The sequence below is a fragment of the Rhodococcus wratislaviensis genome, assembly GCF_900455735.1.
GTDB lineage: Bacteria > Actinomycetota > Actinomycetes > Mycobacteriales > Mycobacteriaceae > Rhodococcus_F > Rhodococcus_F wratislaviensis.
The window spans coordinates 123,080-150,001 of sequence record NZ_UAUI01000001.1 but is presented as its reverse complement, the minus strand read 5'-3'; the positions used below and the strand labels follow the sequence as shown (position 1 = coordinate 150,001).

General features: G+C 69.6%; 1 protein-coding gene. It reads left to right on the top strand.

Annotation, left to right across the window (positions count from 1 at the left end):
• The first annotated feature begins 20 nt into the window (after positions 1–20).
• Positions 21–26,807 (top strand): non-ribosomal peptide synthase/polyketide synthase, encoded by a 26,787-nt coding sequence (locus DTA22_RS00685; protein WP_112298200.1) that lies wholly within the window; start codon positions 21–23, stop codon positions 26,805–26,807.
• The last annotated feature ends 115 nt before the right edge of the window (positions 26,808–26,922 follow it).

The window sequence follows — 26,922 nt, the reverse complement described above, 5'->3', positions numbered from 1 at the left end:
CTACCCGCTGGGGGAACGAGATGACGAGTGTGAATTCGCCGCAGCCGAATAACGGCGCCGAAGATGTGAACGTTCCCGAAGGGGCCTTCCCGCTCTCCTCGGTGCAACGGAGCATGTGGTTTGCCCAACAGCTGAGCCCCACGGTTCCCAAGTTCATCGCGCAGTACATCGAGTTGCGGGGCGAAATCGACCTGGACCTGTTGAGCGACGCGGCGGTCCGGGCCGGTCAGGAGTTCCAGTCGCCGTTCCTGCGACTGCTGGACGTCGACGGGGAGCCCTACCAGGAGGTCGATTTCAGCATCGACCCGTCGATCGGCTTCCTCGACTTCCGGGGCGAGTCCGACCCGATGGCGGCCGCGCAGGCGTGGATCGACGAGGATTACGCGACACCGCTCCGGCTGACCCGGGACCGGCTCGTCGAGATGACCGTCCTCCAGGTCGGTGAGCGGCACTACTTGTGGTACACCAGGATTCACCACGTCGCGCTCGACGGGTACAGCGGCATGACGATGGTGAACCGGATCGCGGCGCTGTACACCGCGGCGGTCGAGGGCACCGAACCGGAACCGAACCGTGCGCTGGATCTGCGCGAACTCTACGAGCTGGACCAGAAGTACCGGGCGTCGAGCCGCTTCGAGAACGACCGGTTGTACTGGGCCGAACGCATTGTCGGCATCGAGCACGGTTCGACGCTCGCCACCCACGACGCACCCGCGGCGGCGAAGAGCCGGCTCGAGAGCGCGAAGATCTCCGAAACCGCACTGGGTTTCCTCGGGGAGTCGGATCAGCGGGTCGGCGCCACCTCGGCGGCCGTGCTCCTCGCCGGGTTCGCCTGCTATCTGTCCCGCATGACGGGGAAGCGGGACGTGCTCATCAACCTTCCGGTGTCGGCGCGCACCACGGCGCCGTTGCAGCGGTCCGGTGGCATGCTCGTCAACGTCGCCCCGCTGCGGATCACCGTCCGGCCGGAGGACACGGTGGCCGAGCTCGTGCAGCGGACACAGCTCGAACTGATGGGTGCGCTGCGCCATCAGCGGTGCAGTCTCGAGGACATCCGCCGCGATGCCGGACTCGCCGGGACGGCGGAGGGTCTCGCCGGTCCGATGGTGAACGTCATGCTGTTCCACCAGGCGTTCACGCTGGGCACGGTCACGGGCGAGTACCACATCGTGACGTCGGGCCCGGTGGACGACCTGCTGGTCAACATCTACCAGAGCGGTGACGGCCAGACGCTCCTCGATTTCCGCGGCAACCCCAACCGATACGGCTCGGAGGAGTTGCGCGCCCACCACCGTAGGTTCGTGGAGTTGGTCGAGGAGTTCGTCACCGCCGAGCCGCTGACGCGGACCGCCGACATTCACGCCGAGAGCGCACGCCTCGGCGCGCGGCTCCTCGAGCGGGAGGCCCAGCTCGCGTTCTGGAAGCGGGAGTTGGCGGGTCTGCCGGAGGTGACGGCCCTGCCGCTGGACCGTCCGCGTCCCGCCGAGCGGGCCGGGGCGGGCGAGGTCGTCGGGTTCGCCGTCGACGCGGACGTGCAGCTCCGGGCGGCACGACTGGCCGAGGAGGCGGGCACCGGGATCTTCACCACGCTGCACGCCGCGCTGGCCGTTCTCCTGGGCCGGCTGGGCGACACCGACGACGTCGTGATCGGAACGCCGATCGTCGGGCGCGAAGCGGACGACTCCGACGACCCGGAAGCCGGAGCGTTCTTCAACAAGACCGTCCTGCGGTCGCAGGTGGACACCGCATCGTCGTTCGTCGACCACCTGAGCCGGGTCCGGGACGCCGACCGGGCCGCGTTCGCGCATGCGGCGCTGCCCTTCGACGATCTCGTCGCCGCCCTCGGGGCCGAATCCGATCCCTCGCACACGCCGCTGTTCCAGGTGATGCTCGAATTCACCGACGGCGGGCACCCGCACGACACGTCGGGGAACGTGACGGTCAGCCCGATCCAGCGCGAACACCGCGCGCTGGGGCTGGATCTCGTGCTCGCCCTCACCGAATCGGAGACGGGCGGCATCATCGGCCGGCTGCGGTTCGCGACCGACGTGTGGGACCGCGACAGCGCGGAAGCCCTCGCCGCGCGCTTCGTCCGCATCCTGCAGGCGGTGACGGCGGACCCCACCGCGCCGATCGGGGACGTCGACCTCCTCGAACAGGTCGAATACGCGGAACTCGTGCCGGTTCGCGACGAACCCTCGGTGGAGCCCCGCACGCTGCCCGCGTTGCTCGCGCGCGCCGTGGAGGCGGGCGGAGCCGGGGACGCCCTCGTCTATCAGGGCCGCACCCTGACCTACCCCGAACTCGACGAGCAGTCGGACCGTCTCGCCCGCATGCTGATCGGCCACGGGGTGGGGCCGGGTTCGGTTGTGGCGCTGGCGATCGCGCGGTCGATCGAGTCGGTGCTGGCCACCTGGGCGGTCGCGAAGTCCGGGGCCGCGTTCGTCCCGGTCGACCCCAACTATCCGGTCGATCGCATCGAGCACATGCTCACCGATTCCGGTGCGGTCGTCGGTCTCACCGTGGCAGCGCACCGGTCGTCGCTGACCGCGACCACGCCGTGGCTCGTGATGGACGACGCGTCGTTCGGCCGCGACCTGGCGAAGCACGCGGCAGGCACGCTCACCGACGCCGACCGTCTCCGCCCGCTGCGGACCGCGGACCCGGCCTACCTCATCTACACGTCCGGCTCCACCGGCACACCCAAGGGTGTCGTCGTCACCCACGTCGGCCTGGCCAACTTCGCCGAGGACGAGCGGCAGCGGTTCGACGTCACCGCGGGGTCCCGCACCCTGCACTTCTCCTCACCGAGTTTCGACGCTTCCATCCTGGAACTGCTTCTCGCGGTGGGGGCCGGCGCCACGATGGTGGTGGCACCGTCGACGGTGTACGGCGGCACCGAACTCGCGGACCTGCTGCGCCGTGAACGGGTGACGCACGCGTTCGTGACCCCGGCCGCGCTCGCCTCCGTCGATCCCAGCGGGCTCGACCACATCCGGTGCGTCGTCACCGGCGGTGAGAGCTGTCCTCCTGCGCTGGTGGCGCAGTGGGCGCCGGGGCGCGTCATGTTCAACGCGTACGGACCCACCGAGGCCACCGTCGTCGCAAGCGTGGCAGGACCGCTGACGGTCGGTGAACCGGTGACGATCGGCCGTCCGTCCCGCGGTTGCGGTCTGCTGGTGCTCGATTCGCGGTTGCACCCCGTCCCGGCCGGGGTCCCCGGCGAGCTGTACATCACCGGCGACGGTGTGGCACGTGGGTACCACAATCGGTCGATCCCGACGGCCGAACGGTTCGTCGCCGACCCCCACGGGACGCCGGGCGAGCGAATGTACCGCACCGGCGACCTGGCGCGCTGGAACGCCGCCGGACAACTGGAATACCTGGGCCGCACCGACTTCCAGGTGAAGATCCGCGGTTTCCGCATCGAACTCGGCGAGATCGACGCCGTCGTCCGCTCGCACCCGAGTGTGGCGTTCGCGACCACGGTCGGACGGACCGCCCCGTCCGGCGACACGGTGCTGGTGACGTACGTGCTCCCCGAGGACGGGACGGACATCGTCGTCGGCGACATCCTCGAGCACGCCGCCGCCGCACTGCCCGCGCACATGGTGCCCGCCCGGGTGATGGTGCTTCTCGAGGTCCCGCTGACCCCGGCGGGCAAACTCGACCGGAAGGCGTTGCCGGAACCGCAATTCGAGGCCACGTCCACCGTCTACCGGGCACCGGTGACCCCGACCGAGATGCAGATCGCGGAGGTGTTCGCGGCGCTCCTGGGCGTCGAGCGCATCGGCGTCGACGACAGCTTCTTCGACCTGGGCGGCGACTCCCTCGTCGCGACCCGCGTGGTGTCCCGGGTCAACGTGGCCCTGAGCACCGAGATCGGGGTGCTCGATCTGTTCGAGGCGCCCAGCGTCGCGATGCTCAGTGCCCGTGTGGACGCGCTCGGGCCCCGCACCTCCGCCCGCCCCGTGCTCGCCCCGCGGGCCGGGTCCGGCCCGGTGCAGGTGTCGCTGGCGCAGCAGCGGATGTGGTTCATCAATCAGCTGGACACCGCCTCGCCCGCTTACAACATTCCCGTCGGTATCCGGCTGCGCGGCACGCTCGACGTGGAGGCACTGCGGACCGCGGTGAGTGACGTCCTCACCCGGCACGAGTCGCTGCGGACGGTGTTCCCGAACACCCCCAACGGACCCATCCAGGTGGTTCTGCCGGTCGCGGAGGTGAGCCCGCACCTCGACGCGGTCGAGGTGGCGGAGAACGAGCTCGAATCCCGCCTGATCGCCGACGCCGCAACCGGTTTCGACGTCACCGTCGAACCGCCGATCCGGGCGGAGCTCTACCGCACCGCGACCGACGATCACGTGCTGGTGTTCGTGGTGCACCACATCGCCGCCGACGGCCTGTCGATGACACCGCTGACCCGGGACGTGATGGTGGCCTACCACGCCCGCGCCGCCGGCGACACGCCGCAGTGGGCGCCGCTCGAGGTGCAGTACGCCGATTTCGCGGTGTGGCAGCGCGAGCTGCTCGGTTCCCCCGACGATCCGACGAGCCTCCTCGCCCGGCAGCTGGCGTTCTGGGCCCGCACCCTCGACGGTGCCCCCGAGGTCATGGATCTGCCGACCGATCGTCCCCGCCCGGCCCGGCAGTCGATGATCGGCGCCACCGCAGACTTCTCCATCCCGGCACGCATCCACGCCGCGCTGCTCGAGATCGCAGGCGCCAACGACGCCAGCCTGTTCATGGTGGTGCACGCCGCCCTCGCGGTGCTGCTGTCCCGGTCGAGCGGCTCGTCCGACGTGTCGATCGGATCCCCGGTCTCCGGTCGTGGGGAACGGCAACTCGACGACGTCGTCGGCATGTTCGTCAACACCGTCGTCCTGCGCACCACCGTCGACCCCGATCGCAGCTTCCCCGAGATCCTTTCGCACACCCGCTCCGTGGATCTGGAGGCGTTCAGCAACACCGATCTGCCGTACGAGCGGCTCGTCGACGAACTGAAGCCGACCCGTTCCGAGGCACATTCACCGCTGTTCCAGGTGATGCTGGTGCTGCAGGGATTCGCGAACACACGGCTCGAGCTGCCCGGACTCGACGTGGAGGTCGAGGCGCTCGAGACCGGCGCCGCCAAGTTCGATCTCCAGGTCATCCTCACCGAGCACACCGAGAATTCCGGCGCCCCCGGTGCGATCGACGTCCAATTCTCGTACGCGTCGGAACTGTTCGACCCGCCGACGATGACGGCGCTGGCCGAACGCTTCGTCACCCTGCTCGAGACCATCACCGCCGGTTCGGACGCAAAGGTCGGCGACATCGACCTGATCGGCGCGGACGAGACCCACCGGATGCTCGAGCAGTGGATCGACACCGACGTCGCAGTACCGGGCTCGGCCACCCTGGTCAGCCTGTTCGAGGCTCAGGTGGCACGGACCCCGGACGCCGTGGCCGTCGTGTTCGCCGAGGAGGAATTGCTGTACGCGGAGTTCGATGCCCGCGCCAACCGGCTGGCACGCGAACTCCTCGCCCGCGGCGTCGGACCCGAATCCCGGGTCGCCGTCGCCCTGCGCCGTTCACTCGAGCTGATGATCGCGATCTACGCGGTGGAGAAGACCGGGGCAGCGTACGTTCCGCTCGACCCCGACCATCCGGCCTCGCGGATCGCGTACGTGATCGAGAGTGCCGAACCCGCATGTGTTCTCACCGCCTCCCGCGACCGGTGCGAGGGCGTCGACAGCGCGGCCGGTGCCTCGGTGATCGAGATCGACACCCTGAACCTGTCCCGGCGGCCGAGCACGCCGATCACCGACGCCGAGCGGGGCGGTCCGATCCATCCCGATTCGACCGCCTACGTGATCTACACGTCCGGATCGACGGGCCGGCCCAAGGGGGTCGCCGTCAGCCACCGCGCGATCGTGAACCGGTTGCTGTGGATGCAGGACACGTACCGGATGGACCACACGGACGTGGTGCTGCAGAAGACCCCCGTCACGTTCGACGTGTCCGTGTGGGAACTGTTCTGGCCCCTCGAGGTCGGTGCCCGACTCGTCCTCGCCGCGCCGGACGGTCACCGCGACCCGACGTACCTGTCCCACGTCATCGCCGACCATCAGGTCACCACGATGCACTTCGTGCCGTCGATGCTGGCGGTGTTCACGGCAGGCGCCGAACCGGAACTCTGCGGTTCGCTGCGCCAGGTGTTCTGCAGTGGTGAGGCGCTCCCGCCCGCGACCGCCGACGCGTTCCGGGACTTCGGATCCGCGGCGCTGCACAACCTGTACGGCCCGACGGAGGCGGCGGTCGACGTCACCTACTGGGAGTGCACGGAAGGCGACCGGGCCTCGGTCCCGATCGGCGCGCCCGTGTGGAACACGCAACTGTACGTCCTCGACTCGCGGCTGCACCCGGTGCCGGTCGGGGTGCACGGCGAGCTGTACCTGGCCGGTATCCAGCTGGCCCGCGGTTACGTCGGTCGCAGCGATCTGACGTCGGACCGGTTCGTGGCGAACCCGTTCGGCGCGCCGGGGCAGCGGATGTACCGCACCGGCGACGTCGTCCGCTGGCGTGCCGACGGCAACATCGAGTACATCGGCCGTCGCGACTTCCAGGTCAAGCTCCGCGGTCAGCGCATCGAACTCGGCGAGGTCGAGGCGGCCGTGCTGGCGCACCCGTCGGTGGCGCAGGCGGTCGTCACCGTGCACCGCAGCGAGGCCACCGGCGAAAGCCTCGTCGGCTATGTGATCCCCGTGGCCGGCGCCGACATCGACACCGCCGTCGTGCGCGACGCGGCGGCGGAGGCGCTGCCCGCCTACATGGTGCCGACCCGGATCATCGTGCTCGACCGGTTCCCGCTCGGGGCCACCGGCAAGTTGGACCGGGGCGCACTGCCCGAGCCGGAATTCCTCAGCCCGTCCGCCGAATTCGTCACTCCACGCAACCCGATCGAGGAGATCCTCGCCTCGATCTTCGCGGATCTGCTCGACGCGCCCCGTATCGGTGTGTACGACAGCTTCTTCAACCTCGGCGGCAACTCACTGGTGGCCACCCGGCTGGTGGCGCGGGTCAACGCCGCGCTGGGCAGCCGGATCGGGGTCCGGGAGATCTTCGACGCCCCGACCGTCGCGACACTGGCCACCCGGATCGAGTCCGAGGCCGTGCAGGGCGCCGAACGGCCGCCGCTGGTGGCCGGGGTGCGCCCCGACCGACTGCCGGTCTCGCTGGCGCAGAAGCGCATGTGGTTCATCAACCAGTTCGACCTCGACTCCCCGGCTTACAACATCGCGCTCGCGGTCCGGTTGACGGGCGACCTCGACGAGGACGCGATGCAGGACGCCGTCGCCGACGTGATGGACCGGCACGAGTCGCTGCGCACCCGGTTCCCGATGGTGGAGGGCGAACCCCTCCAGGTGATCCTGCCGACCGAGGACGTGGTGCCGGATCTGTCGCCGATCGCCACGACGGAAGCGGAACTGCCCGAGCACATCTCGCGACTGGCGGGCGCCGGCTTCGACGTCACGGTGGCGGTGCCGGTGCGCGCCGCCCTGTTCCGCACCGATCCCGGCGAGCACGTCCTCGTCATCGTCGTCCACCACATCAGCGCCGACGGCTTCTCCATGGCCCCGCTCGCCCGGGACGTGATGACCGCCTACGCGGCCCGCACCGGGGGGCAGGCACCGGACTGGACGCCGCTGCCGGTGCAGTACGCCGACTTCGCGCTCTGGCAGCATCGGGTGCTCGGCAACGCCGAGGACCCCGACAGCCTGCTGGCCGCCCAGCTCGACTACTGGACGCACACGCTCGCCGGGCTTCCGGAACTGCTCGCGTTGCCGACGGACCACCCCCGGCCGACGCAACAGTCGATGCGCGGCGGCATCCACTCGTTCAGCATCGATCCGCAGGTGCACAGCCGGTTGATCACGACTGCCCGCGAACACAATTCGAGTGTGTTCATGGCCGTGCACGCGGCGCTGGCCGTGCTGCTCGCCCGGTTGGGAGACACGGACGACGTGTCGGTGGGCACCCCCATCGCCGGTCGTGGCGACGCCGCCCTGGACGACATGGTCGGCATGTTCGTCAACACCCTGGTGCTGCGGACCCCGGTCGAACCGGCCGGCACGTTCACCGACCTGCTGTCCACAGTCCGCGACACCGACCTGAACGCCTTCCACCACGCGGATCTGCCGTTCGAGCGACTGGTCGATGCGATCTCGCCCGAACGCGCGACGTCGCACTCGCCGCTGTTTCAGGTGGTGCTCGAGTTCCGCAACAACGAGCGGCCGCGGCTGGAGTTGCCCGGGTTGACCGTCACCGGCCTCGACCTGGCCACCGACATCTCCAACTTCGACCTGCAACTCACTCTCACGGAGGAATTCGGGGTGTCGGGGGAGCCCGCCGGGATCTCCGCGGCCTTCACCTACGCGTCGAGCCTGTTCGACGCGTCCACGATCGCCGGTTTCGCCGACTACCTGCAGCGGATCTTCGACGCGGTGACGTCCGAGCCGGGCATGGCCGTCGGGGACATCGACCTGATGGTGGCGTCCGAACGTGCGGCGCTCACCCCGGTGATGGACGGGCCCGACGCCGAACCGCGGACCCTGCCCGAACTGCTCGCGGCCGCGGCCTCCGTGGATCCCAAGGCGGCCGCGCTGTCCTACGAGGGCCGTGAAGTGACGTACCGCGAACTCGACGAGCGGTCGAACCGTCTCGCCCGCTTGCTGATCGGGCGCGGAATCGGTCCGGAATCGGTGGTCGCGCTGGCGCTGGCGCGGTCGCCGGAGTCGGTGCTGTCACTGTGGGCGGTCGCCAAGACCGGTGCCGCATTCGTTCCGGTCGACCCGAACTACCCGACCGACCGGATCGTCCACATGCTCAGCGACTCCGGTGCGGCGCTCGCGCTCACCGTCGCCGAGTTCCGTCCCACGCTGCCGGATTGCACGTCCTACGTCGTGGTCGACGCACCCGGATTCGACGACGAGGTGAGTGCGCACTCCGCCGCGGTCGTCACCGACGCCGACCGGACCCACCCGCTCGCGCTGGAGAACCCGGCCTACCTGATCTACACGTCCGGGTCCACCGGCACCCCGAAGGGTGTCGTCGTCACCCATCGCGGCCTGGCGAACTTCGCCACCGACGAACGCATCCGCTTCGGGGTCACCCCGCGGTCGCGCACACTGCACTTCTCGTCGCCGAGTTTCGACGCGTCGATCCTGGAACTGCTGCTGGCGGTCGGCTCCGGCGCGACCATGGTGATCGCGCCGGCGTCCGTCATCGGTGGCACCGAACTCGCCGACGTGCTCCGCGAGGGCCGGGTGACGCACGCCTTCATCACCCCGGCCGCCATGGCGTCCGTGGACCCCGCGGGCCTCGACCAGCTCGAATGTGTTGCCACCGGCGGCGACGTGTGCCCGCCGGAGCTGGTGGCGCAGTGGGTGACCGGGGGCAGGCGGATGTTCAACGCCTACGGCCCCACCGAGGCGACGGTCGTGTCGAGCGTGACGGGACCGATGATCCCCGGTGAGGGCGTCACCATCGGCCGTCCGCCGATGGGAACCGGCGAGATGGTGCTCGATTCACGCCTGCACCCGGTGCCCAACGGGGTGACCGGCGAACTGTATGTCACCGGTTCCGGTCTGGCCCGCGGCTACAAGGACCGGGCGGGCACGACGGCGGAGCGATTCGTCGCCAACCCGTACGGGGGCCTCGGGGCGCGCATGTACCGGACCGGTGACCTGGCGCGCTGGAACGGTGCCGGCCAGCTCGAGTACCTGGGCCGCAGCGACTTCCAGGTGAAGATCCGCGGGTTCCGCATCGAACTCGGCGAGATCGAGACCGCCCTCACGCGCTACCCGGGGGTCGCCCGCTCGGTGGTTTCCGCGCACAAGGGCAGCACCGGCGCCAACCGGCTCGTCGGGTACCTCGTCCCCACGGCGGGCGCGGAACTCGACCCGGAGGCGGTCCTCGACTTCGTCGGCGGATTCCTCGCCCCGTACATGGTGCCGTCCGCGCTGATCGTCCTCGACGAGTTGCCGCTCACTCCCGCAGGCAAGCTGGATCGCCGCGCGCTGCCCGAGCCGGACTTCGGGGCCCGGGTGTCGACCGGCCGCGCGCCGGTGTCGGAGATGGAGGAGGTGCTCGCCGGTCTGTTCGCCGAGGTCCTCGGTCTCGACTCCGCCGGTGTCGAGGACTCGTTCTTCGCCCTCGGCGGGGACAGCATCATGTCGATCCAGTTGGTGGCCCGCGCGAAGGCGGCGGGTGTGGTGCTGACACCGCGCGACGTGTTCGAGGCCAAGACCGTTTCCGGTCTCGCCGCGGTGGCGTCGTGGGTGGGCGCCGCCGACGTCGTGGTCCTCGACGAACTGCCCGGTGGCGGAGTCGGCGACATGCCGACCACCCCGATCACGAAGTGGCTCCTCGAACGGGGCGGCGAGTTCAACCGGATGTCGCAGTCCGCGCTGCTGACGGCACCGCCGAACCTCCGCGAACTCGAACCCCTGGCCGCCACGTTCCAGGCCGTCCTCGACCGGCACGACATGTTGCGCGCGCAGCTGATCGTCTCCGCCGAGGACTCGCACCTCGCCGTCCGCCCGGTCGGTGCGGTCGACGCGCAGGACCTGATCCGGCGGGTCGCCGTGTCCACGGCCCCGGGAACCCGGGCGTTCGCGGCGACGGTGATCGCGGAACTCGACGCCGCGCTGGACCGGCTCGATCCCGCGGCCGGCGTCATGGTGCAGGTGGTGTGGTTCGACGCCGGGGAGTCCGGCGGCCGCCTGCTCGTGGTCGCGCATCACCTCGTCGTCGACGGTGTCTCGTGGCGCATCCTCGTCCCCGACCTCGCGACCGCGTGGGCGCAGATCTCGGCAGGCCAGGAGCCGGTCCTCGAACAGGTCGGCACGTCCATGCGCCGGTGGGCGCACGGACTGGTCGACGAGGCGGCGAACCGGGCAGCCGAACTGGACCTGTGGCAGCGCATCCTCGACTGCGAGGACCCGCTCGTCGGCAGCCGTCCACTCGACCCCGACATCGACGTCAACGCGACCGTCGGCCGCGTCACGGTGCAACTGCCGGCCGAGGTCAGCGAAGCGGTCCTCACGGCTCTGCCGGAGGCGATCCACGGCAGCGTGAACGACGGCCTGCTCACCGCGCTGGCGATGGCGGTCACCCAATGGCGGCGCACTCGCGGCCACACCCTGCACGGCCGGTCCGTCGACGGGACACTGGTGAGCCTCGAGGGCCACGGCCGCGAAGACCAGGTCGTGCCGGGCGCCGATCTGGGCCGCACCGTCGGCTGGTTCACGGCCATGTTCCCGGTGCGTCTGGACCTGTCGGGGATCGACCTCGACGACGCGTTCGACGGCGGCAAGGCTGCCGGCTCCGCGATCAAGGCGATCAAGGAACAACTGCTCGCGATCCCGGACCACGGCATGGGTTACGGCATGCTGCGGTACCTCAACGCCGACACCGCACCGCTGCTCGCGGCCCGCTCGCTGCCGCAGATCAGCTTCAACTACCTGGGACGCTTCGCCGCCGACCTGTCCGAGGCGGCCACCCGCGCCGGCTGGACGCCGACCGGTGAAGTCGACATGGACCGTGCACAGGACCTCGACACCCCGGTCACTTCGGCCATCGACGTCAACGCGGTCACCACCGAGGTGGAGGACCGGCCTCAGCTGCGCGCCACCTGGGCGTACGCGGCCGGTGTCCTGACCGTCGCCGAGGTCCGGGAACTCGCCGAACTGTGGGTCCGGGCGCTCACCGCGCTCACGACGTACGCGGCCCGCCCCGACGCGGGTGGCGTGACCCCGTCCGACCTCGAATTGGTCAGCCTCGACCAGGACGCCATCGACCGCATCGAATCGCGCTTCCCGGCGCTCTCCGACATCTGGTCGCTGTCGCCGCTGCAGTCCGGACTGCTCTTCCACGCACTGCTGGCCGACCAGACGATCGATTCGTACACCGTGCAGGTGACACTCGAACTGCGCGGTGCCGTGCCGTCCCGCATGCGGGTGGCCGGGCAGGCCCTGCTCGACCGGCACGCGAACCTGCGGGCGTCGTTCGTCTACGACGAGGGCGGCACCCCCGTCCAGGCGATCCACGGGTACGCGGAACTGCCCTGGACGGAGATCGACCTGTCCGGTCTCGACGCGGAGAGCCGCGAAGCCGAGATCGTGCGACTCCTCGACGCCGACCGGCGCCGTGGGTTCGACATGGCCACCCCGCCGCTGTTGCGGTTCATGCTGATCCAGGTCGGTGGGGACGAGCAGCGCCTGATCGTCACCAACCACCACATCCTGCTCGACGGCTGGTCGATGCCGCTGCTGATCCGCGACCTCCTGACCCTGTACGCCACGGAGGGTGACGCCGCGGCGCTGCCGCGGGTGCACCCGTACCGTGACTACCTCACCTGGATGTCGCATCGCAGCACCGAGGACTCCCTCGGTGTGTGGCGGCGTGCCCTCGCCGGGGTGGAGGAGCCGACGCTGCTTGCCCCTGCCGACGCGCCGGTGCAGAGCGAGACGCAGTCCAGTGAACTGCTCGTCGAACTCGACGTCGACCGCACCGATCAGCTGAGTGTGCTCGCACGCGAGCACGGGCTGACCCTCAGCACCCTGATCCGCACCGCGTGGGGAATCGTGCTGGGCGGCTTGGTCGGCCGCTCCGATGTGGTCTTCGGTGGGACGGTCTCCGGTCGGCCACCGCAGATCGCGGGGATCGAGTCGATGGTAGGCCTGTTCATCAACACCCTGCCGGTCCGGGTGGTTCTCGATCCGCGAGAAACGCTGGGGGAGTTGCTCGAACGCATCCAGGGTGAGCAGGCCGCTCTGCTCGATCACCACTACGTCGGATTGACGGACATCCAGTCGGTGGCCGGGCCCGGCGCCGGTTTCGACACGCTGACCGTGTTCGAGTCGTATCCCGTCGATCGGGAGGGGCTGACCGAGCAGACCGACATCGCCGGCATGCACGTCCTCGACGTCCACGACAGCGCGAACGCCGCCCACTACCCGCTCGCGCTGATCGCCTCGGCGCACGAGAATCTGCAGCTGAAGCTCGAATACGTCGAGGACCTGTTCGACCGGGCAGACGTCGAGCGGATCGGCGACCGGATAGTCCGGGCGCTGATCGCGCTCGCCGAGCACCCCGGGATGAAACTCGCGCAACTGCGCCTGCTCACCGACGTCGAGGAAGCCGAACTGGTTCCGGCCCGCGGCAGGCCCGGCCGGTCCGTGCGCACACTGCCTCAGATGTTCACCGACACGGCCGCTGCGGCGGGTGACGCGACCGCGCTCGTGTTCGGGGACCGCCGGATGTCCTACCGGGAACTCGACGAACGGTCCAACCAGCTCGCGCGCCTGCTCATCGACCGCGGCGTCGGCCCGGAAGACATCGTGGCCCTGGGTATCTCACGGTCCATCGAATCGGTCCTCGCGGTGTGGTCGATCACCAAGACCGGCGCGGCGTTCGTTCCCGTCGATCCGACCTACCCGCGCGAGCGGGTCGAGCACATGGTCACGGATTCCGGGTGCACGTTCGGACTCCGCCTGGAGGCCGACCACGGCCGGCTCCCGGACACGGTCAGCTGGCTGACCCTCGACGACCCCGACACCGACGCCGCCATTCGGGCGATGTCCTCCGACACCGTGACCGACGACGACCGCGTGGTGCCCCTGCGTTTCGCACACCCGGCGTACGTCATCTACACGTCCGGCTCCACCGGCAAGCCGAAGGGCGTGGTGGTCAGCCACCGCGGCCTCGACAACTTCGCCGAGGAACAGCGGACCCGCTACGCGACGGATTCGACGTCGCGGACGTTGCACTTCTCCTCGCCGAGTTTCGACGCGTCGGTCCTCGAATACCTGCTGTCGTTCGCGGTCGGCGCGACCATGGTGATCGTGCCGCCGTCCGTGTACGGCGGCGAGGAACTCGCGGAACTGATCCGGACCGAGGGCGTCACCCACGGGTTCGTCACCCCCGCGGCGCTGGCCTCCGTGGACCCCGAGGGTCTCGAGGTGTTCCAGAACGTGGTCGCCGGTGGCGAGGCCGTCCCTCCGGAGCTGGTGACCCGGTGGGCACCGGGCCGCACCATGTACAACGGCTACGGCCCCACCGAGACCACCATCATGAGCAACCTCAGCGACCACCTGCAGGTGGGGGAGACGGTCACCATCGGTGCCCCCGTCCGCGGCGTCTCCGAGGTGATTCTCGACTCGCGGCTGCAACCGGTCTCCGTCGGCGTCGCCGGCGAGCTCTACATCTCCGGTGAGGGTCTGGCCCGCGGGTATCATGCTCGCGCCGGGCTGACCAGTGAGCGGTTCGTCGCCAACCCCTACGGCGAGCAGGGTGACCGGATGTACCGCACCGGCGACCTCGCGCGGTGGCGGTCCGATCACACGGTCGAATACCTGGGCCGCACCGACTTCCAGGTGAAGATCCGCGGCTTCCGCATCGAGCTCGGCGACATCGACAGCGCACTCGCCGGGCACCCGTCCGTCGCGTTCGCAGTCACCCTGGGGCGCCCCGGTCCCGCCGGCGACACTGTGCTCGTGTCGTACGTGCTGCCCGAGGCCGAGTCGGTGCTCGAACCGCCGGAACTGAAGGAGTGGACAGCGAACCTGCTGCCCGCACACATGGTGCCGTCGAGCATCATGATCCTCGACGAGATCCCGCTCACCCCGGTCGGCAAGCTCGATCGGGCGGCGTTGCCCGAACCGCAGTTCCTGCCCACGTCGGACGACTTCCGGCCGCCGTCGACGGTCCTCGAACACACGATCGCCGACGTCATCACCACGGTCCTGGGAATCGAACGAGTCGGCATCGACGACAACTTCTTCGACATCGGCGGAAACTCGCTGATCGCGACCCGTGTCGCCGCGCGCCTGACCGCGGAACTGGACACCGACATCGGCGTCCGCACCCTGTTCGAGGCGCCGACGATCCATCAGCTGGCCCGCCTCATCGAGTCGACGGCCTTCGCACCCGCGCAGGACGGTGCCCACGTCCGGATCCCGCTCGGCCCGATGCCGCGGCCCGCGCACGTTCCGGTGTCGCTGGCACAGAAGCGGATGTGGTTCCTCAACCAGTTCGACACATCGTCGGCGGCCTACAACATCCCCCTGGCCGTGCGGCTGACCGGTCACCTGGACGTGGAGTCGCTGCGCGCGGCGGTGACGGACGTCTTCGTCCGCCACGAATCGTTGCGGACCGTGTTCCCGTCCCACGACGGCGAACCGACGCAGGTGGTGCTCTCCCCGGGGCAGTGGACGCCGAACCTCGAGATCCTCGAGGTGTCCGAGGACGAACTCCGCGAGCACATCGCCGGTCTCGCGACCGCCGGCTTCGACGTGACGGCCGACGTGCCGATGCGGTCGGCGCTGTTCGCACTCGCCCCCGACGATCACGTGCTCGTCATCGTGGTGCACCACATCTGCGCCGACGGATTCTCACTGACCCCGCTCGCGCGGGACGTCATGACCGCGTACGCCGCCCGCATCGCGGGCAGCGCACCGCAGTGGAACCCGCTGTCGGTGCAGTACGCCGATTACACGCTGTGGCAGCTCCAACTCCTCGGCGACGAGGGCGACGCCGAATCGCTGATCTCCCAGCAACTCCGGTACTGGACGGATCAGCTGGCCGACCTGCCCGAACTCCTGCAGCTGCCGACCGACCGGGCGCGACCGGTCCAGCAGTCGTTCCGCGGTGCGCAGGTCGACTTCACGATCCCGGCGGACGTGCACCGGGCGCTGGCGGCGTTGGCGCGCAAGCACAACTCCACCATGTTCATGGCCGTCCACGCGGCCCTGTCGGTGCTGCTGTCGGCGCTGTCGTCCACCGAGGACATCGCGGTCGGCACACCCATCGCTGGCCGAGGTGACGCGGCGCTCGACGACATGGTCGGCATGTTCGTCAACACTCTGGTGCTGCGGAGCGCCGTCGACCCGGCGGAGGGTTTCGGCACCCTGATGGATCAGGTGCGGTCCACCGACCTCGCCGCGTTCCACCACTCCGATCTGCCGTTCGAGCGGCTCGTCGACGTCCTCGCGCCGGAGCGCTCCACCGCGCACTCGCCGCTGTTCCAGGCGCTGCTCGAGTTCCGGAACAACGAGACACCGCGGCTCGAGCTCCCGGAACTGACCGCGGCCGCCGTCGATTTCGATCTGGAGGTCGCCAAGTTCGACCTGCAGCTCAGCGTCGAGGAAGGATTCGACGTGGACGGGGTGGCATCGGGCATCGCCGCGTCGTTCATCTTCGCCACCGATCTGTTCGACGCCGGCACCGTCCGCACGTTCGCCGAACGCTTCCTGCGCATCCTCGGCGCCGTCACCTCCGACCCGCAGGCCCCGGTCGGTGACATCGTGATCACCGACGCCGCCGAGCGGTCGGCGATGGCGACCGAATGGAACACCGCCGGAGTGGACGCGGGCACCGCCACCCTCGCGGACCGCTTCGCGCAGAGTGTGGCCCGGTTCCCCGACGCCACGGCCGTGACGTCCGAGGACGTCGCACTGACCTACTCGGAGCTCGACGCCCGGTCGAATCGGCTGGCCCGCCTGCTGATCTCCCAGGGAGTGGGGCCGGAAACGCTGGTGGCCGTGGCACTCCCACGCACCTGCGATCTGATCATCGCCCTGCTGGCCGTGATCAAGACCGGCGGCGGCTATCTGCCCGTCGACATCACCTACCCGGCGGACCGGTTGGCGTTCGTGTTCGAGGATGCCGCACCGAACTGTGTCATCACCACGACGGGAGACGTCTCCGCCCTGCCCGACTCGGAGACCCCGGCGATCCTGCTCGACGACCCCGAGACCACCACGGACCTCGCGCAGCAGTCGCCGGCGACGATCACCGACGCCGACCGGGTGGCACCGCTCGACTCCGCATCGGTGGCGTACGTCATCTACACCTCCGGGTCGACGGGCCGCCCCAAGGGCGTCGTCGTCTCGCACCGCAACGTGCTGACGTTGTTCGCGAACACGCAGCCGCTCTACGGGTTCGACGAGAACGACGTGTGGACGATGTTCCACTCGTACGCGTTCGACTTCTCCGTGTGGGAGCTGTGGGGTCCGCTGCTCTACGGCGGCCGACTCGTCGTCGTCGACTACTACACCGCGCGGTCCCCGGAAATGTTCCACGAACTCCTGCGGAACGAGCAGGTCACCGTGCTCAATCAGACCCCGACCGCGTTCTATCAGCTCGCCGAGACCGACCGCATCGTCTCCGAGATCGACGTGAACGCGGCGGCACTGGCGCTGCGGTACGTGATCTTCGGTGGCGAGGCTCTCGACCTCGGTCAGCTCGGCCGCTGGTACTCGCGGCACGACGACTCCGCCCCGACCCTGGTGAACATGTACGGCATCACCGAGACGACGGTCCACGTCAGCTACCTGGCGCTCGACCGCGAGTTCGCCGAGTCCGCGTCGGCCAGCGTGATCGGGCGCGGAATCGCCGGGCTGCACGTCCACGTCCTCGACCGGCGCCTGCACCCGGTTCCCCCGGGCACCATCGGGGAGATGTACGTCTCGGGTGACCAGGTGACCCGCGGCTACCTCGGCCGGGCCGGGCTCAGTTCGACCCGGTTCGTGGCCGACCCGCTCCGTCCCGGGGCGCGGATGTACCGCACGGGTGACCTGGCGCGCTGGAACACCGACGGCCAACTCGAGTACCTGGGCCGCAGCGACTTCCAGGTGAAGATCCGCGGTTTCCGCATCGAACTCGGCGAGATCGAATCCGCGCTGCTCCGGTACCGCGGCATCGCGCAGGCCGTCGTCCTCACCCGCGACGACGGGCACGGCGGTCACCGGCTGATCGGCTACGTGGTTCCGGAATCTGGCGCCACCGTCGAGGTGTCGTCGGCGCTCGAATTCGTCGGCACCCAGCTCACCTCGTACATGGTGCCCGCCACCCTCGTGGTGCTCGACGCGCTGCCGTTGACGAGCAACGGCAAACTCGACCGCCGCGCGCTGCCGGAACCCGACTTCGGTGCCCGGGTGTCGGCGGGCCGCGCCCCGGCCACGGAGATGGAAACCATCCTCGCCGGTCTGTTCGCCGAGGTGCTCGGTCTGGAATCGGTGGGTGTGGACGATTCGTTCTTCGCCCTCGGCGGCGACAGCATCATGTCGATCCAGTTGGTGGCCCGCGCGAAGGCCGCCGGTGTGGTGCTCACGCCGCGCGACGTGTTCGAGGCCAAGACCGTTGCCGCGCTCGCCGAGGCCGCTTCCTGGGCGGGCGCCGCCGACGTGGTGGTACTCGACGAACTGCCCGGCGGCGGGATCGGCGAGATGCCGGTCACCCCGATCACCGCATGGCTGCTCGAACGCGGCGGCGACTTCCGCCGCTACACCCAGACCGCGCTGCTCTCCCTGCCCGCCGCGGCCGACGAGACTCTGCTGAAGCGCACGATCGCCGCCGTCGTGGATCACCACGACATGCTGCGGGCCCGTCTCCTCGGTGCCGAGCCGCAGTGGCGGATCGAGGTGCAGGCCGTGGGCGCGGTCGACGTGGACGACGTGCTGCACCGTGTCGAGGTCCCGTCGGTGGTCGGTTCCGGGTTCGCGGAAATCGCGACCCGTGAACTCGATGCCGCGGCAGGACGACTGGACCCCGAGGCCGGGGTGATGCTGCAGATGGTGTGGTTCGACGCCGGCGGCGGGGGCGGGCGGCTGCTGGTCGTGGCCCACCACCTGGTGGTCGACGGTGTGTCGTGGCGGATCCTCGTCCCCGACCTGGCGACCGCGTGGGCGCAGGTCTCCGCGGGTCAGGAACCGGTCCTCGAGCCGGTCGGCACGTCGATGCGGCGCTGGTCGCACGGACTCGTCGAGGCGACACGCGAACGCGCCGACGAGATCGAACTGTGGCGCCGGGTGCTCGAGGCCGACGACCCGCTGATCGGATCGCGGCCGCTGGACGCGGCGATCGACGTGGCGGGGACCGTCGAGAAGGTCACCGTGGAGGTGCCCGCCGATGTCACGGACGCACTGCTGACCCGTGTCCCGGAGGCATTCCACGGCGGCGTCAACGACGGACTCCTGACCGCGCTGGCACTGGCACTGGCCCAGTGGCGTCGCACCCACGGCGACTTCACGCGGGAGTCGCTGGTCAGCCTGGAAGGCCACGGCCGCGAGGACCAGGTGCTGCCGGGCGCCGATCTGGGCCGCACCGTCGGCTGGTTCACGGCGATGTTCCCGGTGCGCCTGGACCTGTCGGGGATCGACCTCGACGACGCCTTCGCCGGTGGCAAGGCCGCCGGGTCCGCGGTCAAGGCGATCAAGGAACAGCTGCTGGGCATCCCGGACCACGGCATCGGCTACGGCATGCTCCGCTATCTGGACCCGGAGACCGCGGATCAGCTGCGGGCGCTGGCGAAGCCGCAGGTCACGTTCAACTACCTGGGCCGGCTCGGTGGCGCGACGTCCACCGACATCCACGGTCACGCCTGGGTTCCGGTGACGGACACGAAGCTCGACGACATCCCCGCCTCCGACATCCCGGTGGCGTCGGCGCTCGACATCAACGCCGTCACCGGCACCGGGGCCGACGGCAACCGGCTGCGGGCCACCTGGGCGTTCCCGACCGGGGTCCTCACCCCGTCCGAGGTCCGTGCGCTCGCCGACCTGTGGGTGCAGGCGCTGACCGCGCTGACCACCCACGTCGCGCGGCCCGACGCCGGCGGCGTGACCCCGTCCGATCTGGACCTGGTCACCCTCGACCAGGACGCGATCGACCGGCTCGAGGCCAGGTTCCCGGCGCTGTCGGACATCTGGTCGCTGTCGCCGCTGCAATCGGGATTACTGTTCCACGCCCAGTTCTCGGACGCCACGGTCGACCCGTACCTGGTGCAGCTGGCGCTGAAACTGCGCGGCGAGGTCGACCCGGACCGGTTCCGCCGGGCCGGGCAGGCGCTGCTGGACCGGCACCCCAACCTGCGGGCCGCGTTCGTCCACGACAGCGCGGGCGCCTCCGCGCAGATCATCCAGCAGCACGTCGAACTGCCGTGGTCGGAGTTCGACCTCTCGGCACTCGACCCCGACGAGACCACCCGCGAATACGACCGGATCGTGGCACGGGACCGGTCGGTGAAGTTCGACATGGCGAACGCGCCGTTGCTGCGCCTCGCCCTCGTCCGGCTCACCGCGGACGACTACCGGCTGATCCTGACCAACCACCACATCCTGCTCGACGGCTGGTCGACTCCGCTGGTCATCCGTGACCTGCTGACGCTGTACGCGCTGGACGCCGACGGCAGCCTGCTGCCCCGGGTCCACTCGTACCGCGACTACCTGTCGTGGATGAAGCGGCACGACACCACGGACTCCCTCGACGCCTGGCGCACCGCGCTCGACGGTGTCGAGGAGCCGACGCTTCTCGCCCCGCTGGAGCGGGGTGAGGCGCACTCCGCCGTCGCGGAGGAGACCGCGTTCACACTGTCGGAGGAGCAGACCACCCGGCTGCGGGACCTGAGCCGCGAACGCGGGCTCACCCTCAACACCGTCGTCCAGACGGCGTGGGGAATCGTGCTGGGCGGCTTGGTCGGCCGCTCCGACGTGGTGTTCGGCGGGACGGTGTCGGGCCGGCCGCCGCAGATCGCCGGCATCGAGTCGATGGTGGGTCTGTTCATAAACACCCTGCCGGTACGAGTGACCCTCGACCCCTGGGAGTCGCTGGGCGAGTTGCTCGAACGAGTGCAGAGCGAACAGGCCGCACTGCTCGATCACCACTACGTGGGGCTGACCGACGTCCAGTCGGCGGTCGGCGGCGGCGGTGCCTTCGACACACTGACCGTGTTCGAGTCGTATCCGGTGGACGAGGCGGGGCTGACGGAACAGACCGACATCGCCGGGATGTTCGTCACCGGCATCGACGGCAAGGACTCCGCGCACTACCCGCTCGCCGTCGTCGCCTCCGGGGACGCTCGGCTGAACTTCAAGTTCGAGTACCTCCCCGAGGTCTTCGAGGAGAGCGCGGTCGACGAGATCGCGGATCGGCTGCAGCGGGTGCTCGACGCCCTCGCCGACCGGCCCGAGATCCCGCTCGCCCACATGCAACTGCTCACCGAGGCCGAACTCGCCGAGTTCGCGCCGGTGCGCGGCCGCCCGGGGTTCTCCGTCCGGACGCTGCCGCAGATCTTCGAGGACGCCGCCGCACTGGATCCGAACCGCACGGCGCTGACGTTCGAGGGCCGCAACGTCTCCTACCGGGAACTCAACGAACGCTCCAACCAGCTCGCCCGGGTTCTCATTTCCCGCGGCGCAGGCCCGGAGACGTTCGTGGCGCTCGGCATTCCCCGGTCGATCGAGTCGGTCCTCGCCGTGTGGGCGGTGGCCAAGACGGGCGCCGCGTTCGTCCCCGTCGACCCGAACTATCCGATGGACCGCATCGAGCACATGCTCACCGATTCGGGTGCCACCATCGGACTGACCATGGCCGCGTACGAGAAGGCGCTGCCCGACTCGGTGCCGTGGCTGCAGCTCGACTCACCCAAGTTCGAGAAGGCCTGCCAGTCGAAACCTGCGCTGCCGGTGGCCGATTCGGATCGACGTTCGCCGATAAGCCTCGACAACGCCGCCTACATCGTCTACACCTCCGGTTCGACGGGCAAGCCGAAGGGCGTCGTGGTCACGCACGAGGGCCTCGACAACTTCGCCGAGGACCAGCGGCAGCGTTTCGCCGCCGCACAGACGTCCCGCACACTGCACTTCTCGACGCCCAGCTTCGACGGATCGGTGTTCGAGTACCTGCAGGCGTTCGGGGTCGGCGCCACGATGGTGATCGCACCGCCGACGGTGTACGGCGGAGCGGAACTGGCCGAACTGATCAGGTCCGAACACGTCACCCACGCCTTCGTCACCACCGCGGCGCTGTCCACCGTCGACCCGACGGGGCTCGACGAGTTCCAGCACGTCGTGTTCGGCGGCGAGGCGTGCCCGCCGGAACTGGTGACCCGCTGGGCACCCGGCCGGCAGCTGTCGAATGCGTACGGCCCCACCGAGACCACGGTGATGGCCAATATCAGCGACCCGATGACGGTGGGCGACCCCATCACTCTCGGCGGGCCGATCCGCGGAGTCGGTGAGCTCGTGCTGGATTCACGCCTCCAGCCGGTGCCCGTCGGAGTTCCCGGCGAGCTGTACATCACCGGTGCGGGGCTCGCCCGCGGCTACCACCGGCGCCCGGAACTGAGCAGCCAGCGATTCGTCGCCAACCCGTTCGGGGAGGCAGGGGAGCGGATGTACCGCACCGGCGACATCGTCCGGTGGCGCGCCGACCACACCGTCGAGTACGTGGGCCGCAGCGACTTCCAGGTGAAGATCCGCGGTTTCCGCATCGAACTCGGCGAGATCGACAACGAGATCGCCACGTTCCCCGGGGTCAGCTTCGCCGCGACCCTCGGTGTTCCCGGCCCGTCCGGTGACACCGTCCTGGTGACCTACCTGCTGCCCAACACCGCCGGCGGCGTCGACCCGGCCGAGCTGACCGCACACCTGTCGACCCGGCTCCCCGCGCACATGGTGCCGACGAGCGTCATGTTCCTGGACGAGATCCCGTTGACCCCGGTGGGCAAACTGGACCGGTCGGCGCTGCCCGCGCCCGAGTTCCACGTCACCACGACCGAGTTCCAGCCGCCGACCAACGATCTCGAACGCAAGATCGTGGACATCTTCGCCGAAGTCCTCGGTATCGAACGGATCGGCATCGACGACAACTTCTTCGATCTCGGTGGAAACTCGCTGGTCGCGACCCGTGTCACGGCACGGTTGCGGGACGCCCTCGACACCGACATCGGTGTGCGCGCCCTGTTCGAGGCCCCCGACGTCCGGTCGCTGGCCGAACGCGTCGCCGACAGCGTGAGCGGCGGCGCCCGCCCCGCTCTCGCACCGGTCGAACGCCCCGACCAGATTCCGCTGTCGCTGGCGCAGAAGCGGATGTGGTTCCTCAACCAGTTCGACACGTCCTCACCGGCCTACAACATTCCGTTGGCCGTCCGGCTGACCGGAACCCTGGACGAGGACGCCCTGCGGCTGGCGATGGCCGACGTCCTCGAACGGCACGAGACGCTGCGCACCGTCTTCCCGACGGTGGACAACGAACCGACCCAGCGGATCCTGCCCGCCGCCGATGCGCAACCGGACGTCGACACCGTCTCGGTCGCGGCGGAGGACCTGCCGCGGCACATCATGGATCTGGTGTCCCGTGGGTTCGACGTCAGCACCGACGTGCCGGTCCGGGCGGCCCTGTTCCGGATTGCACCCGACCATCACGTGCTGACGATCGTGGTGCACCACATCAGCGCGGACGGATTCTCCCTGGCGCCGCTCGCCCGCGACGTCATGGTGGCGTACACGTCACGGCTCGGCGGCGACGGCCCGCAGTGGGATCCGCTGCACGTCCAGTACGCCGACTACACGCTGTGGCAGCATGCCGGACTCGGCTCGGAGAACGACCCCGAATCGATGATCAACCAGCAGTTGCGGTTCTGGTCGGACACGCTGGCTGGGGTGCCGGACGTCATCCAGTTGCCGACCGACCGGCCGCGCCCGATCCAGCAGACGTTCGAGGGTGATCGGGTCGAGTTCGCGATCGACGCCGACCTCCATCAGCGGCTGACGGCACTGGCCCGGGCCAACAACGCCACCATGTTCATGGCCGTCCACGCCGCGCTGGCCGTTCTGCTGTCGAGGCTCGGCAGCACCGACGACGTCGTCATCGGCACCCCCGTCGCCGGGCGTGGTGAAGCCGCCCTCGACGACATGGTCGGCATGTTCGTCAACACCCTGGTCCTGCGGAACCGGATCGACCCGGCGTCGACGTTCACCGAACTGGTGCAGCGGATCCGGGAAACCGACCTGGCCGCGTTCCAGCACTCGGATCTGCCGTTCGAGCGCCTCGTCGAGGAACTCAACCCGACCCGATCCACCTCGTACTCGCCCCTGTTCCAGGTGGCCCTCGAGTTCCAGAACAACGAGAACCCGACACTGGAACTGCCGGACCTGCGGGTCGAGAACGTGGACCTCGAGACCCGGGTGGTCAAGGAAGACCTCGAGGTGATCCTGGCCGAGCAGTTCGACCGGGACGGCGCGCCCGCGGGTGTTTCCGGCGGACTGGACTTCGCCGTCTCCCTGTTCGACCGCGGGACCGCACGCTCGATCGCGGACCGGTTCGTCCGGATCCTCGCGGCCGTCACCGCCGACCCGGACCGGCCGATCGGCACCCTCCCGCTGCTCGACGAGGCGGAGATCGAGGAAATGGTCCCGGCCCGCGGCAAACCCGACGTGCGCCCCGAGGTGTGGCCCGACCTGCTGACGGCCGCCGCGACACTCGACCCCGATTCGGTGGCGTTGTCCTTCGAGGACCGGCAGGTCACCTACCGCGAACTCGACGAATGGTCCAACCGGCTGGCACGGGTGCTGTGCGCCCAGGGAGTCGGGCCGGAAACGTTCGTGGCCATCGGTATGCCGCGGTCGATCGAGGAAGTGGTGTCGATCTGGTCGGTCGCGAAGTCGGGTGCGGCGTTCGTGCCCGTCGACCCGACCTACCCGCGGGACCGCATCGACTACATGCTCACCGACTGCCGGGCGTCCGTCGGCCTGACCGTCGCCGATCGTCGCGACAATCTGCCGGACACCGTGCCGTGGCTGGTGCTCGACGACGAGTCGTTCGCCGAACAGGTCGCGGCCGTCTCCTCGGCGCCGGTCACCGACGCCGACCGCACGCGCCCGCTCCATCTGGCCCACCCGGCGTACCTGATCTACACGTCGGGTTCGACCGGTAAGCCGAAGGGGGTCATCGTCACTCACCGCGGCATGGCCAACCTGACCGCGGAGGAACACGAACGGTTCCAGGTCACGCACGACTCCCGGGTCTCGCATCTGGCGTCCCCGAGCTTCGACGCGTCGATCTTCGAGCTGATGATGGCGTTCGGCGCGTCGGCCCGGGTCGTGATCGTGCCGCCCACCGTCTTCGGTGGCACGGAGCTGGCGGACCTGTTCCGGCGCAACGCGGTGACGCACGCGTTCATCACGCCCACCGCGCTGTCGTCCATCGAGGACGTGGGACTCGAATCGCTCCGGGTCCTCGCGGTGGCCGGCGAGGCCTGCCCGCCGGAGCTGGTGGAGATCTGGGGCAAGCACCGCAACATGCACAACGGGTACGGGCCCACGGAGACGACCATCCAGGCGAGCGTCAGCGCGCCGATGCGTCCGGGTGGGGTCGTGAACATCGGCGCACCCGCGCTGGGGTTCGGTTCGCTGGTCCTCGACGAGCGTCTGCAGCCCGTCCCGGTCGGTGTGCCCGGCGAGCTGTACATCACCGGACCCGGACTGGCACGCGGGTACCACAACCGGTCGGCTCTGACGTCGGAACGGTTCGTCGCCTGCCCGTTCGGGGAGCCCGGCCGCCGGATGTACCGCACCGGCGACGTGGTGCGCTGGCGCGGCGACCACACCATCGAGTACATCGGCCGCACCGACTTCCAGGTGAAGGTCCGCGGCTTCCGCATCGAACTCGGTGAGATCGACGCCGTCCTCGCCCGCCACCCCGCGGTCGCGTTCGCGGCCACCATCGGTCACACCGGGCCGTCCGGCGACACGCTCCTCGCGTCGTACGTGCGGGCAGCCGAGGGCCACGACCTCGAGCCGGCGGAGTTGCGTACCCACGCGGCCGACCGCCTGCCCGCACACATGGTCCCGTCCGCCGTGGTCGTCCTCGATCAGATTCCGATGACCCCGGTCGGCAAACTCGACCGCAAGGCGCTGCCCGCGCCCGAGTTCGGCACCACCGGTGCGGCCTTCCGGGCCCCGACGACGGCGACCGAGCGGATCATCGTCGAGGCCTTCGCCGAGGTGCTGGGCGTGGACCGCGTCGGTACCGCCGACAGCTTCTTCGACCTCGGCGGCAACTCGATCGTCGCCACCCGGGTGATCACGGTGCTGCAGGAACGCCTCGGACGGCAGATCCCGTTGCAGTCGATGTTCCTGGACCCGACGCCCGCCGGCCTGGCACTGCGGGTCGACACCGAGAACGCGGCCGGGTCGCCGGTGGACGAGGCGCTCGGCGTGGTCATCCCGCTGCGACCGACGGGGGAGAAGCCGCCACTGTTCTGCATCCATCCCGGGATCGGCCTGTCGTGGGGTTACGCGGGACTCCTGCAGCACCTCTCGCAGGACCGGCCGGCCTTCGGCCTGCAGTTGCCGATCATCAGCGGCGGCCCGAGCTTCGAGTCGATCGAGCAGCTGGCGCACCGGTACGTGCTGGAGATGCGCAAGGTTCAGGCGCACGGTCCCTACCACCTGCTGGGCTGGTCGCTCGGCGGCGTCATCGCCCACGCGATGGCCGTCGAACTGCGGCGGGAAGGCGAGGCGGTCGACACGCTGGCCGTCATGGACAGCTACGTGACGAACGGGACCGACCAGGGTCCGGAGAGCCTCACCGTGTCCGAGTTGCTCCACGGGCTCGGACTGGACCTCGAGTCCGTTGCCGGGGAGGAACTCACCTACGAGCGGGCGGTCGAGTTGCTGGACGACGCATTCGGGCAGAAGACGGGACTGACACCGCAGCACCTCGAGCGGATCAGCGCCGGATTCACGAACTCCTCGCGGATCATGAACAACTTCCGCCCGCAGGTGTTCGACGGGGATCTGCTGTTCTTCACCGCCGCCGGATCGGCGTCGACGGACCAGCATTCACCGGAGGAGTGGCGGAGTTCCGTCACCGGAGGCATCCGGGAAGTGAAGATCGAGTGCGAGCACAACCAGATGATCGAACCCGAGGTCCTGGCCGTGGTGGGGCCGGTCCTCGAGGATTATCTGAGCACGCACTGACCCGTTTTCGTTGCGGAGGGCCCGCCGTCCATTGCATTGCCGTAACGGGCGGGCCCGAATACCGATATCTCCTGCGAACTCGGTAACAATCGAGCTCTACGCAAACTAGGAGGCG